We start from the raw sequence: 17,904 nt of genomic DNA, 5'->3' as shown, positions 1-17,904 counted from the left end.
ATGAATAAAGGATTAGAGAACATAAAGAACATTTATTTTATCGGTATCGGTGGTATTGGTATGAGTGCACTTGCTCGATATTTTAAATTTTTAGGTAAAAATATTGCAGGGTATGATAAAACACCAAGCCAGATCACTTCTGATTTGAGTGACCTTGGAATTGATATTCATTTTGAAGATAATGTTGATGCTATCCCAAGAATATTTTTAGATAAAGAAGAAACGCTTGTCATATATACCCCTGCAATCCCAAACGATCATAAAGAGTTGATGTATGTTCAGAAACAGGGGTTTGACTTAAAGAAAAGAGCCGAAGTTCTTGGGATGATTACTAAAAACGTATATACCCTTGCCGTAGCAGGAACGCATGGTAAAACCACAACGACTGCAATTTTGGGACATTTGCTTAAAGAAAGTGGTGCCGAGGTTACTGCTTTTTTGGGCGGGATAAGCGAGAATTACAACTCCAATTTAATTTTAGAAGGAAATAAAGTTGTGGTTGTAGAAGCTGACGAGTTTGATAGGTCTTTTTTACAATTATATCCCGATATCATAGCAATAACTTCGATGGATGCAGATCATTTGGATATCTATGAAAAAGCCAACGCACTAGAGGAATCATTTGTAGAGTTTTCGTCTAGAGCAAAAGATCATCTTTTGGTATGTAGTGGACTCCCAATTTCGGGAATTACATTTGGGATAGATGATGAATCAGACTATTGTGCACAAAATATAAAAATAGATAACGGAACATACATTTTTGATTTAAAAACACCTCACAAGCTCATAAGGGATTTGCATTTAAACCTGCCAGGTAGACATAACTTGTTAAATGCTATAACAGCCTTTGCTATCGCGATGTTATATGGCTCCCCGACCGCGTTGCTGGCAAAGGCTTTATCAACTTTTAAAGGTGTGCAGCGCAGATTTAGTTATCAAATCAAAACTGATAATTTGGTGTATGTAGATGATTATGCGCATCACCCAACCGAAATAAATGCATTGCATCAAGCGGTGAGAGAAATGCATCCAGGAAAAAAAGTATTAGCAATTTTTCAACCTCATTTGTATAGTAGAACAAGAGATTTTGCAACAGATTTTGCAACAAGTTTAAGTCAGTTTGATCAATTGTTGTTATTAGATATATATCCTGCCAGAGAATTACCAATAGAAGGGGTGACTTCCAAGTGGTTGTTAGAGATGATTAATAGTAAAAATAAAAAACTAGTGTCAAAAGATAATTTGATAAATGAAATTATCAAGAGCAAACCAGAGGTAATAGTAACTATAGGAGCTGGAGATATAGGAGAAGAAGTGAATGGTATTAAAGAAGCATTATCGGTATGAAAAAGAGAGTTTTTACATATTTGAGATTTAGTGGGCTTGTGCTATTGGTGGTGTTGCTTTTTGCTTTTACGGGTAAGCGAAATAAAGAAAGAAAGATACGTGAAGTGCAGATAGAATTCATCGAGCAGCAGGATCCTTATGTAAATGAAGCGACGGTTAATAAATTGTTAATACAAAATGAAGGTAAGGTGACGAGCGTGGGTAAAGAAATTTTAGTTTTGAATACTGTAGAGCAAAAGCTGGATTCACACAAAATGATCGAGCATTCTGATGTGTATCTTACTGTAAATGGGGAGCTTAGGGCTAGAATTAAACAACGCACCCCAATTGCAAGAGTGAACGCAGTTACTCCTTTTTATGTAGACATTACGGGAAACACGATGCCTCTATCGGATAGTTATTCGGCACATGTGCCTTTAATTCATAACGTATCCGAAAGAGAAATTCCCGAAATTTTTCCATTGTTGAAGAAAATTCAGGAAGATGAATTTTTAAAGAAACATGTGGTTGGTGTTTATACAAATGTGAAAGGAAAATACGAACTCGAACTAAGAGTATATACTTTTAGAGTAGTAATTGGGGAGGTAGAAGACCTCGACAGTAAGGTCAAAAATTTTAAAGCATTTTATCAAAAGGCACTTAGAGATAAGAGCCTAAACAAGTATAAGAAAGTCAGTCTACAATTTAGTAATCAAGTGGTGTGCACATTAAAATGATACCATTATGGAAAGAGAAATAAATGAAATAGCGGTAGGATTAGACATAGGAACAACAAAGATTGTTGCTATGGTCGGAAAGTATAATGAATACGGAAAGATGGAAGTCCTAGGAGTTGGTAAATCCAAAAGTTTGGGTGTGCACCGTGGTGTGGTAAATAATATCACACAAACCATTCAGTCAATACAGCAAGCTGTTCAAGAAGCTGAAAGTGTTTCGGGAATGAAAATTACCGATGTTACCGTGGGAATTGCTGGTCAACACATACGTAGTTTGCAACATAGCGATTATATCACAAGGCCCAATGCAGATGCGGTAATCGATGAAGATGATATCGAAAAATTGTGCAATCAGGTGCATAAATTGGTGATGCTACCCGGGGAGGAAATTTTGCATGTCCTTCCTCAAGAATATAAGGTAGACGGTCAAGCCGAAATAAAAGAGCCAGTAGGGATGTATGGCGGTAGATTGGAAGCCAATTTTCATGTAGTAGTAGGACAAGTCACCTCGATTCGTAATATAGGAAGATGTGTAAAAAGTTCTGGTTTAGCACTTTCTGATGTTACTCTAGAACCACTTGCTTCGGCCAACGCTGTATTAAGCCAGGAAGAAAAAGAAGCAGGTGTTGCACTTATCGATATAGGGGGTGGTACCACAGATTTGGCAATCTTTAAAGATGGAATCATTCGTCATACGGCTGTAATTCCTTTTGGAGGAAATGTGATCACCGAAGACATAAAAGAAGGATGTTCTATTATCGAAAAACAGGCCGAGTTGCTGAAAATAAAATTTGGATCTGCATGGCCTGGCGAAAATAAGGATAACGAAATTGTTTCAATTCCGGGGCTAAGAGGTAGAGAACCCAAAGAGATTACATTAAAGAACCTGTCTAAAATTATTCATGCACGTGTGGTGGAGATTATAGAGCAAGTATTTTTGGAAATAAAGAACTATGGCCACGAATCTCCAAAGAAAAAATTGATTGCAGGAATTGTTCTAACGGGTGGAGGTTCGCAGCTTAAACATCTGAAACAATTAGTAGAATATATTACTGGTATGGATACCAGAATAGGATATCCAAATGAACATTTGGCTGGTAATAGTGACGCAGAAACAACGAGTCCAATGTATGCGACAGCTGTTGGGTTGGTTATGGATAGTTTGGTACACATTAAAAAACAGAAGAAAACTATCAAAAGAGAAGAGCTAGCCAAAGCAGAGACGGTAGAAAGTGAAGCAGAAACATCGGTAGATCACACTGTGGAAGAAGAAAATCCCAGAGTAGATATGAGACCCAGAAAGAATATCCTTGAAAAATGGACAGAAAAATTCAAAGAATTCTTGGATAATGCAGAATAGTCAAGAAGGAAAATGTTCAGGTTTTTGAACAGTAAGAAAATATAAAAGAGTAGGAGAACCAGAAAATTAGCAATTATGAGTAATAACGAAGAATTCGAGAACATTTCGTTTGATTTACCTAAAAATCAATCAAATGTTATTAAAGTGATCGGAGTAGGAGGAGGAGGTAGTAATGCCATCAACCACATGTTCCAACAAGGAATTAAAGGTGTTGATTTTGTGATCTGTAATACAGATGCTCAAGCATTAGAGAATAGCCCTATACCCAATAAAATTCAGTTAGGGGTTTCACTAACTGAAGGATTAGGTGCTGGCGCGAACCCTGAAGTTGGAGAACAATCGGCTGTAGAAAGCTACGAAGAGATAAAAACCATGTTGGATACCAATACCAAAATGATTTTTATCACAGCTGGTATGGGCGGTGGTACCGGTACAGGGGCGGCTCCAATCATTGCGAAAATGGCAAAAGAGCTGGATATCCTTACTGTAGGTATTGTTACTATTCCTTTCCAGTTTGAAGGGCGTATGCGTAACGAGCAAGCACAATTAGGTGTTGAACGTCTTCGTGCACATGTGGATTCGTTAATTGTGATCAATAATAATAAACTTAGAGAAGTTTATGGTAACCTTGGGTTTAAAGCTGGTTTCTCCAAAGCAGACGAGGTTCTTGCTACAGCTTCACGAGGAATAGCCGAGGTTATTACGCATCACTATACGCAAAATATTGACTTGCGCGATGCTAAAACGGTGCTTAGCAATAGCGGTACGGCAATTATGGGGTCTGCTAATGCCTCAGGTAACAAACGTGCTCATGATGCAATTGTAAAGGCATTGGATTCTCCGTTATTAAATGATAACAAAATTACTGGAGCCAAAAATGTACTATTATTAATTGTTTCTGGTAGAGAAGAAATCACCATAGATGAGATTGGTGAAATCAATGATCATATCCAGCAAGAAGCAGGACATGGAGCCAACATCATTATGGGGGTTGGTGAAGATGAATCTCTGGAAGATGCAATTTCTGTTACGGTTATAGCAACTGGATTTGATGTAGAGCAGCAGGACGAAATCGTAAATACCGAGACCAAAAAGATTATTCATACTTTGGAAGATGAGCAACGTGCCACTACCCAGGATTTGACACCAAAGTCTACAGGTAAGACAACACCAATATTGTCTCCTCTACCCAAAAAAGAAGAAATCGAAGAGCCTTCTATTATAAAACACGAACTGGTTGAGGATGAAGAAGAGGCAGACAATCCTTTGATTCCAACTACCGATTTTATAAAAAACATCAATGTTGATTATGAAATAGTAGATACGTTTTCTGCAGAAAATGATTTTGTAATCATTAATGCACAAGATATCATTAAAGAAATAGAGGTTAATGATGCCAAAGAAGTGGAAGCAGCGGCAGAAGAGGAAAAAGCAGATCAGTTTTCTTTGGCTTTTGATATGCCTGTTGACGGAAATACAGACGAGAAGCTTAATGAAGTTTCTGGCTCAGAAAAGATCATAGAAGAAGAACAACCTATTGTTTTTGATCTTAGCGATGATATCCTGGATATGGAGGTGAATGAGCCTATAGAGGTGGTACCTACTAGCGAAACGGTATCAGGAGGTGTACGCAAATATAGTCTTGAAGATTATATGGAAGAAGAAAAACGCCTTACCGAAGCGCAGCCAGAAGTAATGGAAGAGGACGAAGAAGTAATTTTTGAGAAGAAAACTGTGGCTCCCACTCCAGAAAGTGAACCGGTAGAAGATGCAGACCCTGTAAATCAACCAATTTCTGAAACATTAAAAGCCAGAGCGGCAGAACGTCGCGAGAAAATGAAAGAGTTTAATTATAAGTTTAGAAACAGTTCTAATAAGATTGATGATATCGAAAAAGAACCGGCTTATAAGCGTGCTGGGATTGACGTAGATGCAAAACCAGAGGACGAAGGATTGTCAAGAACATCATTAGGAACCGATGGTAATGACGATATACAATTAAGAAAAAATAATTCTTTCTTGCACGATAATGTGGATTAAGAATTATAAGTAATAAAATTCCAGATAACCGATAATCTAACCTTAGATTATCGGTTTATTTTTTATCTTCGCAATCCAATAGATTAAAATCAATAATAATGGGTTTACAACAGGAAGTAATGACGGCCATGAAAGAGGCTATGAAGGCAAAAGATACCAATGCGTTAACCTCATTACGAGCAATTAAATCGGCTATTTTGTTGGCTCAAACTAAGAGTGGTGCAAAAGAAGAACTAACAGAGGACCAAGAACTAAAATTGCTACAAAAATTGGTAAAACAACGTAAAGATAGTGCTGCTATTTTTACAGAGCAAGGAAGAGATGATTTGGCACAACCTGAATTGGATCAAGCCAAAGTAATCGAGCAGTTTTTGCCAGAACAAATGAGCGAAGAAGAAATAGAAAAAATAGTTATGGATATTATTTCCAAAACTGGAGCAGAAGGAATGAAAGATATGGGTAAGGTAATGGGTATGGCATCATCACAATTGGCTGGTAAAGCAGATGGTAAAACCATTTCTACGATTGTAAAAAGTAAATTATCATAAATATAAGTAATGGCCCAGTAGTTCAACTGGATAGAATATCAGATTTCGGCTCTGAGGGTTGGGGGTTCGAATCCTCCCTGGGTCACATCAAACAGAAAACCACGCCATTGGCGTGGTTCTTTGTTTTTCGGAAAAACTCGAAGCCAAAGCTTCTAGGTTTTGTAGAAAAATAAAGAACTAGAGCGATAGCTCGTGATTTCCTATTTGCAGTAGAGGGTTTATTGAGAATCAACACTGGTTAATCCTCCTTGGGGTCACATCAAGCACAAAAACTGTAAAGTGGTAGCTTTGCTAGTTTTGTATTTGCGGCAGTGAGTTTGTTGAGGATCATAAAATAATTCCCCTGGGTCACTTTTAAAACAAAATAAAGCGAGACAATATTGTCTCGCTTTATTTTGTTGGATATGTTATTTTAACATTTAAGTAATATTCCAATCTTAGCGTTAACAGTGAAATCTAAGTGTAGAAAATATTTCGCTTTGAAAATTTGTTATTTGTTTTTTAGATTGTATCCGAATTCGTTAAATCTGTTTACCTTAAGTTTTTTTTAATGCTTAATCTGACACTAAAAGGTACAAAAAACGGTAATGATATCTTGAAAAATGTTTACCAACTAAAACTATTTTGATAGCTTTATGGCTCTGCCTCATTTCATTTATTTGGGGTTTTCTGCAAAAAAATCCAGAGTAGATTATAAATCAACGAAGACATAAGGGCTGTCTTTATGGGATATGAGTGACAACCCTTATGCTTCTTACAAAATCCTATTACAAAAACAAATGCTGCAATAGATGTTAAAGAATTGAGATATTGTTTACCAAGCTGGTACGCATAAGAATGCCTCACAAACTGAATTGATAGGGCATTCTACATGCGACCTACAATCTCCGGCGGTATCTCCAATACCAGCTTTGATGTATGATTGTTCTTTTTTACTTATAGGTTGAATGCCTTTTATGATGGAAAATGTATGTAACATGATGTTTGGTTTTTAAGATAAGTTTTAAGAAATTTAGTTTTGGAGTCAATAGTTAATCTACTTGCTCGCAATCAGAAAGGTCAAGGCAGGTTATGATATGTTCACACTCAGGAGGGCCTATTACATTCCCATCGCAGTCACAATCACAAAATGGACTACCATTAACTCTTATACATCCTTTAATATTTTTTTGATTTTCTCTGGATAGCAATATGACTCCTTTTCGGTTTAAAACATTTAATTTCATATCTGTAAGATTTTTGATTAAAAAAGTTTTAAAAGAATTATGGTTAAATGTAGTGCCTCTTAGTGTTTTATTTATCTATAAAAACTACCAATTTATAAAATAGTAGTTTTCTACTATTTCGTTCGACGGGATCTTAGGTTTACACCTAGGTAGCATAGCTTTTAATTAGATGATACCTTTTTGTATAGCATATTTTACTAATCCTGCCGTGTTCTTAAGGCTGAGTTTTAATAAAATATTTTGGCGATGCGATTCTACGGTCTTTGGGCTTATGTGTAACCTTTTGGCGATTTCTGATGTGGTCAATTGATCTGCTATCAACTTGATGATTTCCTTTTCCCTCTTGGAGATCTGGGACTTTTGGTTTTTATTTTTTAAACTTTCCATTACTATCTTACTAATCTCAGGAGTGTAGTACATCCCTTCTTTGTATAGTGTAAGTATAGCCTTTACCAATTCCTTCCTCCCCATATCTTTCTGTATATATCCCGAAGCTCCTGACATGAATATCCTTTTAATAAATTCTGATGATTTGTGCATGGTAAGCGCTAGTACTTTGGTGGGTATTTTTTCATTTTTTATCCATTTTAAAGTATCAAATCCATCCTGTAGGGGCATTTCTATATCCAACAATAATATATCCGGAGTTCTTAGACCTAACCGTTTTATTACTTCTTTTCCGTTAGACACTACATCAATAACCTGAATATCTTTTTCACTATCCAACATTACTGAAAGTCCTTCTCTAAACATTTGGTGATCGTCTGCTATCATTATTGAAATCATATCCATCCTTGTTTAATTGTGTTTTCACACGTTTACATTTACCTCTTATTTTTAAAAGCGTTGATTCTTAGCGCAATTATTCCATCACAAGTCCTTTCATTAGCGAAAGAAAGTAAAGAGATACTTATAAAGGGACCTCAATGTTAACTGTTGTCCCTGTGTTTTCATTAGAATCTATGTGTACTTTACCTTTTAAATATTTTATCCGCGTTTGTATATTGGTAAGCCCCATTCCCCATAAGATTTTGGTAGTATCGAATCCAACTCCATCATCCTCTACAATAACACTTAGATACTTGTGGTGTTTGTTTATATACATGATCAGTTGTTTTGCTTTTGCATGTTTCAATACATTCTGTATAATTTCTTGTACAATCCTGTATAGGTGTAATTCTTTGGTATTTTCAATTCTATTGCTCATGTTGTAAACATATAGATATGTTTCTAAAGGACGTCGATGCAACTTGTCAAGTATCACCTGTACGGCAGGTACAAACCCAAACTTTAGTAATTCTTCTGGCATCATATTATGAGCTATCTCCCTTAGCTCATAAGTTGATTGATCTAAAATTTTTAGGGAATCAGAAATAATACCCTTAGTGTTTTTGTCGGTTGTTAAGCTTTTATCTAGCAATTTGATTTTCAATAAAGCCAACGAGCTGCCAACACTATCATGCAAATCTTTTGCTATTCTGTTTCTTTCATCTATTTGTGTTTCTGAGATAACATCAAATAGTTCTTTTTGTTTTTTATTTTTTGATTGTTGTCTTACAATTATGAAAAGCATTGCAAACATTATCAGTAGTGTTATCAACCCGCTTACAAGAAACTTAATCGTAGTTGAATTGGCTTTTAGGGCCATTTTATTTTTAGCATCATTATAAGATAGCTCTAAAATTTTGTTCTCTTTTCTTTGTGTTTTGTACTTTATTTCGAGTTCACTAATTGCATCTAAGTGATTTTTATTGAGAATAAGATCTTTTTGTTCTTCAAAAAGTTTTCTATAAACCAATGTCTTTTTTAGGTCTCCAAGAGATTCATATATCTCTGATAACCTGAGGTACTTAGATTGTAAAGCAAGGTAATCATTGATATCAATACTGTTTTGTAAGCTTTTTTTAATGTATACCGCTGCTTCGTTTAATTTATTTTGTTTGATTAAAAGCTCAGAAATGGCAAAATAGTCTTGAGACAATCCTGCTTTATTATTATATTTTTTATCAATCTCTAGATTGTTTTTGTGGTATAACATGGCTTTATCGTAGGCACCGGTTTCAGCGTGTAATTTTCCAAGATTATTATTAATGGTATGTAAAACGATAGGAGTTTTTTGTTCAATAGCGTTTTTTCTTGCCTGCTCCAAAATATCTCTTGCCTTGTTGTATTCTTGTTTTCCCAAATACATTTTACCAAGGTATAAATACGATGAATTTATATCTTTTTGGTTGTTATGCTTATTAGCAATTTGGATAGCGTTGTCAATATATTTTTCGGCTTTTTTCCAATCTTTTTTCTTGATATAAATATTCCCGAGAGATTGCAAGGCATTAATTTTTCTTAGCTCTAGATTGTTTTCATCACATATTATTAGTTGCTCATTAAACACTGAAATAGCATTTTGGTATTTTTCTAAACTAAAATATGCGATTCCTAAACGATCATACATACGCAAAAGCATTGTTTTAGGGATCTTTTTTTTATACACCAATGCACTATCCATATATGATATGGCATTCTTGTAATTTGTCATAATAAAATGCCCGTCAGATATTTTACTATAGGCATCAAAAATTAAGGAATCGTTGCAGATTTCTTTTGCCAATTGTTTTCCTTGGTGTGCGTGATACAAAGCTTTTTCTGGATTTTGATGGAGATAATAATGTGACAATTTTAAATGTATGGGAGTTCTTAATTCTTTATTATCGGCTTTTTGTAGAATATTCTGTAAGCTATCAATCCTTTTGTTTTGGGCAATTGATATCCAAGTGATGAAAAACAATAAAAATATGTATTTATATGTTTGATTCATTTGTAATAAAGTAAAAAGGGGGAGAGACTTTGAAAAGTTCGCTATACAGCGCATCTTATCAAAAAGAGGGACATAATCTTTTCAAATGTACAATAGAAATCTGAATATTTCGAAATTCAATTCTTAAAAAAGTATTTTTATCATTAAGGTATAGATTGTAAACCTTAGAGCATAAAAATCAGAAATTGCAAAAATTATATGTAAATCCTAAAATCGTAGAATCTCACCGTCAGAACATCCTAAACTACAGTATTACAAATTCATCGTTGCAAATCATAAATAGTAGAAAACTACCAATTTTTTAAATAGTAGTTTACCCTAAGAGTAATGCAAATGAATAGTGATATCTTGTTGTGTGAATCAAAAAAGTCTCAGATGGTTTTTTTAAAGTCTTCTTTACCTCTAAATCCTTGAAATTAAGGTGAAGTTATCCCTATTAAAGTACCCAGAACATTATTAATTTTTGTTTAAGAATCAATTAATTATTAATATTTTAAAATGTTTAAAAAGAGTTACAACAAATCAGGATTCATGAAAGATAGTTTTCAATTCTCTATAGCAATACATCTATTTATAATAGTTGGATCGTTATCTGCAAACTTGTATTCACAAAACTTAGATTTTACAGGGACTTTCAAAACACAAAATAATGCGATTACATTACAATTAAAGCGAGTTGGAAACGAATTGCATGGCACATTACAAACTAAAGAGGCGCTATTTGCGGTAAAAGCTACTAATAAAAATCAAGATTTACAGGGCATAGTATATTCTGACTACGGGAATTACAGTTTTAAGGCAACTTTAGTAGAAAAAAAACTTCTTGTTTCTTTTCAGGGTAATACCTATCACTATCATCGAGTATCTGAAGAACATCAACTTGAGGGGGTAGACCTGACATCATATTTTAAAGGCGGTGATCAGGGCGAACAGCAATCTTCTTATAACAATAGTGTGTACGCCGAACATATTTCTGGAGGCCAATTGGTCGTTTACGAACGCACTTCTATCTTGATTAGTGATGATGTTAGAGCAAGTTCTATTACCTATGTCAATTTTTGTCCTTATGGTAAATTTACTATTAGTTCTGATAGCGGATTTACTGTACATGGTGATCGTGGTGGAAATGCAAGCGGTGCGAGTTATGGGTCAAACTTTGGTACCTGGAAAGTAATCAACAATCATAATGGAGCGGCAGTACAATTAAACTTTGCTAATGGTAGACAAGGTGTATATCCGTTTAACCCGCAATACTTGTATGCAGGACGCTGGAGAAAAGGTAATACACAATATGCATTTGCTAAGGGTAAAGCTTCATGTAATTGACGTTCCATAATTAGTTTTCCTTCTGTTTTTTATCTTGAAAATACGCGAGTCTGAGGAATAAACAGAAAGATGAAAACGAGTAGAATCAATTTTCTTGGATTCATAAAATTCGATTGTTAACTATTATATTGGATAATGATTATTAATGTTTCATTGGCAATTTTACCTCGGCGATTACGCCATCATTAACTGATAACAATTCAAATGAAGCTTGATGATCGTACGTGTTTTTAAGTCTTGAAATTGTATTAGTCAGCCCAATCCCGAAACTGTCTTGTTCAGTTTTTAAAACGTTCGGGCCTTCATTATACACCCATAACTTCAAACTATTTGTTTCACATTCCATGCCTATTTCAATCAAGTTTGCGGTCTTTTTTTTCGAAATCCCATGTTTAATTGCGTTCTCAACGATGGGCTGCAATAGAAAGCTTGGCACAAGAAACTGTAAACAACCCTCGTTCTTATGTATTTCGATCTGTAACTCTTGATTTCTAAATTTTTCAATTTCAAGATATTGATTGATGTAAAATAGCTCTTTTTCTAAAGGAATTAATTTGTGTTTTGTGTCTTCTAGAATAGAGCGTAAAAACTCACCTAATTTTATTAACATTCCAATGGCTTCTTGATGTTTTTTTTGTTCAATTGTACCTATTACGTTATTAATCGTATTAAACAGGAAATGAGGAGATAATTGAGCTTTGAGAGTATTGAGCTCACTTAATAAGAGTTGCTTTTCTAATGCTAGGGACTCTTGTCGTTTATGCTCTAGTTCTTGGTAATATTGTTGGGCATGTGCAATACCAATAATGGCCATATAGATAAAAAAATGCCAATGAAAAAGGTTAAGAAAAAAAATCTTAAAGTAGATTAAGAAATTTTTCCAATAAAAAGGTTCATCATCAACAAGATTCCAAATCCCGGAATACACTGATAGATAGAGTAGTACAATTATTGTGGCAAATAACAGATGTATTAAAATGCCTGCGTAGTACGTTTGTTTGTCAATGCGAAAACGCTTACCAAGTCTAAATATAATGGGACTAAGCAAGCCCCAAACTGACCAGACCGCCAATTGCACTAAAAATAATTTCAACCAGCTCTCAGAGTCACCAGCCTCTCTTGTTTTTAAATATAGGAAAGTACTTGTAAACAAGGCTGCTACAACCCAAATAAAGGAAGCGACAATCTTATTTATAGTGGTTTGTTTTTGAGAAGACATTAAAGAAATATACAAAATTCAGCGCTATTTTGGCACTTCTAATTTGAATGGAAGATGTTTTCTGAATCTTGAATGATGGTTAAAATCATCTTCTACAGAATAGGCAAGAATGAGCCAGTATGATTCATTCAAACGATGTTCGAAATCAAAAGTATCTCCTGATTTTAGTGGAATTGAGAACACAACTCTCGTAACCCCTCTTTTTTCAATGCTGTTGAGTAACGTAATCGTATTGGCTCCACCTAAATCACTATCTTTTCGTGGATTTCCAATTCCTTTTACATATAAATCTGTAGAAGATGCTTCTCCATTGATTATATTAAACAACAGTAAATCACTATTGACGATACTATTTTTGTCGTTAAATCCTACACCTATCCATCCATTGGTCTTAGCTTCAAGAGTGCACTCTAAATTATCCCCTTGAATAGTGTATGTAAATGAGATGCCACTGGTAGTAATGGTTTTTTGCGCCTCTACATTCTTCCATGTAAAAGAAAGTATTAGGATTAAAATCCAAAATTTTAGATTTATCATTTTTTAAATTCCATTTATCTCGGTTGATACTCCAATGATTTTCCACTTGTCATTGTTTGATATTCCTAATGATATTTGATAGAGAAAATCATACTCAGAACTGACGGCGTTGAGTACTACTACCGCAAGATTTTTACTTAAAAACTCTGCATGTTTAAAAGTTATTTTTCTGGGTTTACCGCCGAGTTTTTTTTCTTCTACCATAGTAATGTATTGGTTAGCAGTAAATATATTGAACTTGCCTCCCATAAGCACATATTGGATTGAGTTAGGCTCTAATACTTTTTGTAACAAAGTAGCATCCTGAATATCTGCTCCTTTCACAAACTGTGCTGCAATTTCTTTGATTTTAGCCTTAGATTCTTGTGCGTTGAAAGTTGTAAATGCTAATGCAAATACTAAAATAGTTATAAATGTTTTCTTGAATTTCATATTGTTATGGTTTAAAATTTCTGCAATCTAAGTTATGAATGAATAGATAAAAAAGCTTAATGTGGCGAGAGCGGGAACCTATGTTGCGAAATTGGGAAAGGATGTTGTGAAGGAAAAAGCTATATTCTATCTAGAAGCACCTATTGACTTATTAAGTTTAGACTTTCTATTGTTGGAAATCTTTATTCTTTTTCCGTTCTTCAGAATAACATTACTTAGATGTTTATCTACATTTTCTATAGCTTCAATATGATCTAAATTGACAATATAGGTACGATGTGTTCTGAAAAATGAGCTGGGATCTAAAGTTTGTTCTAACTTATCCATTGATTCTCTAACAACAAAAGTTTTTGCTTCAGTGAAAACAGTAACATATTGATTCGCCGCTTCTACATATATTACTTTGTTTACATCAATGAATACTGTATTTCTTAGAGATTTTGCAGCAATTCTTTTAATATATGCAGGCTTAGGGGTTGGTATAATATTCTCAGAAAGGAACCGATGGTAATTCTTTGTATTTTGTGCTAATTGATCTCTTTGAATCATTGAAATGGCACGATTCAGGGCTTGTTTTATACGCTCTTTAGAATAGGGTTTCAAGATATAATCGATAGCATGTTGCTCAAATGCCTCTATTGCATAATGACTATAAGCGGTAACAAAAATGAAGTATGGAAAAACGTGCTTTATATTTCGCAAGACCTCTATACCATTCATTTCAGGCATTTCTATATCGATAAGTACGATATCAGGTCTGTTTTTAACAATACTCTTTAGGGCTTCTTTTCCATTACTACACTGACCAATAATTTCCAATTCATCAAAATCATTCAGATGAAATATGAGTCTGTTTAGCGCCTCTTGTTCATCATCAATTATTAGTGTTCGATATTTCATTTTTAATTACGGCCAACAATGTTATAAAGAATATATGTCCCTTATTTCCTGAATATAAAAGTAATAATATCTTACAAAAACCAGACAATTGATAAACTGAAAACAGTAATTTATCTTATTTTTAATAGTTAAGAGCAAAGAGAATTCAAACTTTTTAAAGTGTCTGAATTCATATTATATAAACATAGAAACTCCATCAATTTACGATTTTTAAGAATAGTTTGTTATTGCACTAATTAATTCTCAATCTATAGACAATCCTGGTCTCCGATTTTTTGATCAGAATTTTAATAACGCGAATATTTAAAAACTATATTTTAACCCAAATTGGGCCCTCCATCTAGAATTAAATAAATCTGTGACATAAGGCTCGGTACCTTCAGGAATATTAAATTGAAATAGAGGTTCGTTGTTTTCGATTCCTCTAAAGTTTAAAAGACTAAAACTAGAGTTTACCACATTAGGTACGAATACCAAACGCCCCCAATCTCTATTAATAAAGTTGAATACATTAAGCATATCAAAAGATAAGGAAATGCCATTTCCGTTTTTTAGTTTCAGACCATACTCCAATTTCATATCCAATTCATGGTTCCAGGGAGTACGTGCACCATTACGCTCGGCAATTTGTCCTCTTCTTTCCCTAAGGTAAGGGTCCGCTTCTATAAAAGCGTTAAGACGTTCCCATTGTTGCGAGGCACTGATAATAATATTTCCGCTGCTATCAGTGATATCGATCAAATTGATTTCTGAAGCATCTCTAGGTACATAAATAACATCATTTCTTGAAGAACCATCTCGATTTAAATCCCCTTGATAGACATAAGAAAAAGGAGTTCCTGCTCTTCCATTATATAAAAAAGAGACAAAACCTGTGCTTGTTTTTCCTATATTAAAACTATAAGAGTGACTACTCACGAACTTATGTCTCAGGTCAAAATTAGAAAAGGATAAAGATGGATCATTAGCTACTAGTGCTTGATTCCATTCAAAGTTGGCAGCCGGTGAGCTGCGCACCGTACTGGATATGTCTTTACTTCTTCCGTAGGTATATCCTAAATATCCATTATAATTTCCAATCTGTTTGCTCAAGCCCAAGGTAAGGTTATACCGAAATCCTTTGTCGGTATTGGTCAGTAAAAATACATTTGTAAAATTAGGATTTATTTTGATTGCATCTCCTGTTTCCAAAAAGTAAGGTCTGTTATCAGCACCACTAAAATTACCAATATTATCTCTCCTATTGATAGATTGAAATAGTAATCCATTCACTACTTCTGTATAGGTGCCTTCTACATCAATAGTCCACCTATTAGGTAGTTTGGCTTTGATAGCAATATTCGTTTTCCAATCTCTTGGTAAGCTAAAATTGGGATCTAATACATTGATCTCTGTTAGATTGGGTTGTACACTACGAAGATCTTCTAGATTTTCGGTTAATGCAATGGCATTGTCTGGCCTTATATCAATATTAAAATAATCGGTACCCGAAATGTATTCGGCATAGGCAAACCACAAATACGGAATACGACCAGAAAAAAGTCCCGTTCCACCTCGCATGGTGTATTTTCCATTTGTATCTATTTTATAATTAAATCCAATTCTAGGGTTGAGTTGAGGAGCTCTAGATATGGTGTTATCAAATCTAGAAAATTCGGGGGTATTGCGTACGGCTTCGCTTATGGGTAACTTTTGTGTTAAATACTGCCCATCAAGTCGTATTCCAGCAGTTATTTCGAATTTTTCGTTAATGCGAAAGTTATCTTGAAAGAAGGCTGCAGTTTCAAAAACGCCAATAGTAGCTGAAGGACGATTACTTACAAAGCCAAAATCATTATTATTTACATTATAAACCCCTCGTATTCTAGCAGGTCGGTCATTTAAAAAATCATCAACAGATCGGTATTCCCAACGACCATTCCAGGCAGAAAGGAAACCATAATCTACATTATGTAGCTGCCCAAAAATTCCTGCAGTAAAATGATGTTTATCAATATCAAAAGTATAGGTGTCTGCTATCTGTAGCGTAGAGAAATCTGTATTGTACACTGAGGCTTCTCTATAGGTCCCTGCAAATATACGACTGGCAGACGAGGTTGCGATCTGAATATGTGGAAACACTCGTCCATCAAAGTCTCTATCTTCTTTTACAATATTATACCCAATTGAAAGTTTATTAGTGGCTCCATTTTTAAAGTTTGATTTCACTTCTAATGCCAGACTATTGGCTAGACTATTGTGTCGGTATCCTTGATTTCCGAAATTGAAGAAAGTACTGTTCCACTCTAAGTTATCGGCAAAACTATGTACATAATTATTGCGAAGGGTAAGTTTGTGTGTTTCAGAAAGGTTGTAATCTAAACGGGTAAATAATTTGGTACTTGCTGTTTTCAAATCAGCACTTTCAAATGTTCCCGGATCATAGTTATAAACATCAAGTAATCGATTTCGAATAGCCAAAACATCATCAAGAGAAATGTTTGAAGATTCACTTCCTGGTGCATTTAATACCGGAGTATTAGATAATGCTTGTTCAAAATTTACATAATAAAACAATTTGTCTTTTATGATTGCGCCACCAATACCACCACCAAATTGTACATCATAAAAAGGCTGTACATCTTGTTCTGCACCAGAGGCATACTGGCCTATTAAGTTTTGGTTATTACCATAGCCATACACTTCAGCTTTTGTAGTATTTGTACCGTTTTTAGTAACCAAATTGATACTCGCACCATTAAAGTTTCCGATACTAACATCAAAGGGAGATAGTTTAACACTAACTTGTTTTACGGCACCAAGCCCGATAGGTTGACTTCTCGAAAGGCTACCAGGAGTTCCGTTGGCCGATGAGCCCGAGGCACCACTTGCAGGTTCTTGGAATCCTATGATATCATTATTGGCAATTCCGTCTATATTTAGATTATTAAATCGATTACTTGTTCCTGCAAATGAGTTTAGATTATTTTCAGGTAAATTTTTAGTAAGATCCTGGATACTTCTGTTAATTGTGGGCGTAGCTTTGATTGCTTTACGATCGAGTAACGTTTCATTACCATTTTTTTTGGGCGTGGATTCTGCAAGTACCACTACCTCTTGTAATGAGGTACTTTCTTCTAGAAGTATAAAATTCTTTATCGTAGTACTTCCAAGATTGATCACAAGATTGTTTTCTTTTTTTGTAGTAAAGCCTAAAAAAGAGATGGTTACCGTATACTTGTTTCCAGGAGGAATGTTATTGAGTCTGTAAAAACCATTTTCTTGCGAAATTGCCCCATAGGTAAAATTGGTTTCAGTATCTGTTAAAACTACATTGGCAAATGGTATGGGATTATTTTGGTTATCCTTCAAACTTCCTTGAAGACTACCGGTTGTCTCTTGTGCAAAAGTAAATACACTAAAAATTAGGGAGAATGTAATAATTAGAAAGCGGTTCAT

The 17,904-nt window shown here is 34.6% G+C and carries 15 protein-coding genes and 1 tRNA gene; 7 read left to right on the top strand and 9 right to left on the bottom strand.

Annotation, left to right across the window (positions count from 1 at the left end):
- From murC to U6A24_RS00480, 6 genes are all read left to right on the top strand, one after another.
- Nucleotides 1-1,347 carry a UDP-N-acetylmuramate--L-alanine ligase gene (gene murC / locus U6A24_RS00505; RefSeq protein ID WP_324177969.1) on the top strand — a complete coding sequence of 449 codons (1,347 nt, stop codon included), beginning with the start codon at nt 1-3 and terminating at the stop codon, nt 1,345-1,347.
- A complete protein-coding gene (locus U6A24_RS00500) occupies nt 1,344-2,063 on the top strand; it encodes a cell division protein FtsQ/DivIB (protein ID WP_324177968.1) in 720 nt (239 codons plus the stop codon). Before murC ends, U6A24_RS00500 begins: the two co-directional genes overlap by 4 nt.
- A gap of 7 nt (nt 2,064-2,070) precedes the next feature.
- A complete protein-coding gene (gene ftsA / locus U6A24_RS00495) occupies nt 2,071-3,423 on the top strand; it encodes a cell division protein FtsA (protein WP_324177967.1) in 1,353 nt (450 codons plus the stop codon).
- Nucleotides 3,424-3,498: 75 nt separating this feature from the next.
- A complete protein-coding gene (gene ftsZ / locus U6A24_RS00490) occupies nt 3,499-5,463 on the top strand; it encodes a cell division protein FtsZ (protein WP_324177966.1) in 1,965 nt (654 codons plus the stop codon).
- Nucleotides 5,464-5,561: 98 nt separating this feature from the next.
- On the top strand, nt 5,562-6,011 hold the full coding sequence (locus tag U6A24_RS00485) for a GatB/YqeY domain-containing protein (RefSeq protein WP_324177965.1): 450 nt from the start codon (nt 5,562-5,564) through the stop codon (nt 6,009-6,011).
- An 11-nt stretch (nt 6,012-6,022) separates the two neighbouring features.
- A tRNA-Arg gene (locus tag U6A24_RS00480) sits at nt 6,023-6,096 on the top strand.
- A 729-nt stretch (nt 6,097-6,825) separates the two neighbouring features.
- Here U6A24_RS00480 and U6A24_RS00475 read toward each other — a convergent pair.
- The 4 genes from U6A24_RS00475 to U6A24_RS00460 all read right to left on the bottom strand — a co-directional run bounded on the left by U6A24_RS00475 (nt 6,826) and on the right by U6A24_RS00460 (nt 10,052).
- Nucleotides 6,826-6,990 (bottom strand): hypothetical protein, encoded by a 165-nt coding sequence (locus tag U6A24_RS00475; RefSeq protein ID WP_324177964.1) that lies wholly within the window; start codon nt 6,988-6,990, stop codon nt 6,826-6,828.
- Nucleotides 6,991-7,042: 52 nt separating this feature from the next.
- On the bottom strand, nt 7,043-7,237 hold the full coding sequence (locus U6A24_RS00470) for a hypothetical protein (protein WP_324177963.1): 195 nt from the start codon (nt 7,235-7,237) through the stop codon (nt 7,043-7,045).
- Nucleotides 7,238-7,402: 165 nt separating this feature from the next.
- The gene (locus tag U6A24_RS00465) at nt 7,403-8,023 is read right to left on the bottom strand and encodes a response regulator transcription factor (RefSeq protein ID WP_324177962.1); all 621 of its coding nucleotides are present in this window, start codon (nt 8,021-8,023) and stop codon (nt 7,403-7,405) included.
- Nucleotides 8,024-8,147: 124 nt separating this feature from the next.
- Nucleotides 8,148-10,052 carry a tetratricopeptide repeat-containing sensor histidine kinase gene (locus tag U6A24_RS00460; protein WP_324177961.1) on the bottom strand — a complete coding sequence of 635 codons (1,905 nt, stop codon included), beginning with the start codon at nt 10,050-10,052 and terminating at the stop codon, nt 8,148-8,150.
- A gap of 531 nt (nt 10,053-10,583) precedes the next feature.
- Between U6A24_RS00460 and U6A24_RS00455 the strand changes: the two genes are divergently transcribed.
- Entirely contained in the window at nt 10,584-11,378 is a 795-nt protein-coding gene (locus U6A24_RS00455) for a hypothetical protein (RefSeq protein WP_324177960.1), read from the top strand.
- Nucleotides 11,379-11,520: 142 nt separating this feature from the next.
- Here U6A24_RS00455 and U6A24_RS00450 read toward each other — a convergent pair whose 3' ends face one another.
- The 5 genes from U6A24_RS00450 to U6A24_RS00430 form a co-directional block, all read right to left on the bottom strand.
- On the bottom strand, nt 11,521-12,597 hold the full coding sequence (locus tag U6A24_RS00450) for a sensor histidine kinase (RefSeq protein WP_324177959.1): 1,077 nt from the start codon (nt 12,595-12,597) through the stop codon (nt 11,521-11,523).
- Between the two features lie 24 nt (nt 12,598-12,621).
- Nucleotides 12,622-13,134: a DOMON domain-containing protein gene (locus U6A24_RS00445; protein ID WP_324177958.1), complete on the bottom strand. Its 513-nt coding sequence runs from the start codon at nt 13,132-13,134 to the stop codon at nt 12,622-12,624.
- A gap of 3 nt (nt 13,135-13,137) precedes the next feature.
- Complete coding sequence (locus U6A24_RS00440; RefSeq protein ID WP_324177957.1) at nt 13,138-13,566, bottom strand: nuclear transport factor 2 family protein; 429 nt, start codon at nt 13,564-13,566, stop codon at nt 13,138-13,140.
- Nucleotides 13,567-13,692: 126 nt separating this feature from the next.
- Nucleotides 13,693-14,466, bottom strand: coding sequence for a LytR/AlgR family response regulator transcription factor (locus U6A24_RS00435; RefSeq protein ID WP_324177956.1), 774 nt, complete (start codon nt 14,464-14,466; stop codon nt 13,693-13,695).
- Between the two features lie 303 nt (nt 14,467-14,769).
- Nucleotides 14,770-17,904, bottom strand: coding sequence for a TonB-dependent receptor (locus U6A24_RS00430; protein ID WP_324177955.1), 3,135 nt, complete (start codon nt 17,902-17,904; stop codon nt 14,770-14,772).

The sequence above is a fragment of the Aquimarina gracilis genome (assembly GCF_035285365.1).
GTDB lineage: Bacteria > Bacteroidota > Bacteroidia > Flavobacteriales > Flavobacteriaceae > Aquimarina > Aquimarina gracilis.
The sequence above is the reverse complement of the archived record's forward strand: the minus strand, read 5'-3'. Positions and strand labels throughout refer to the sequence as shown.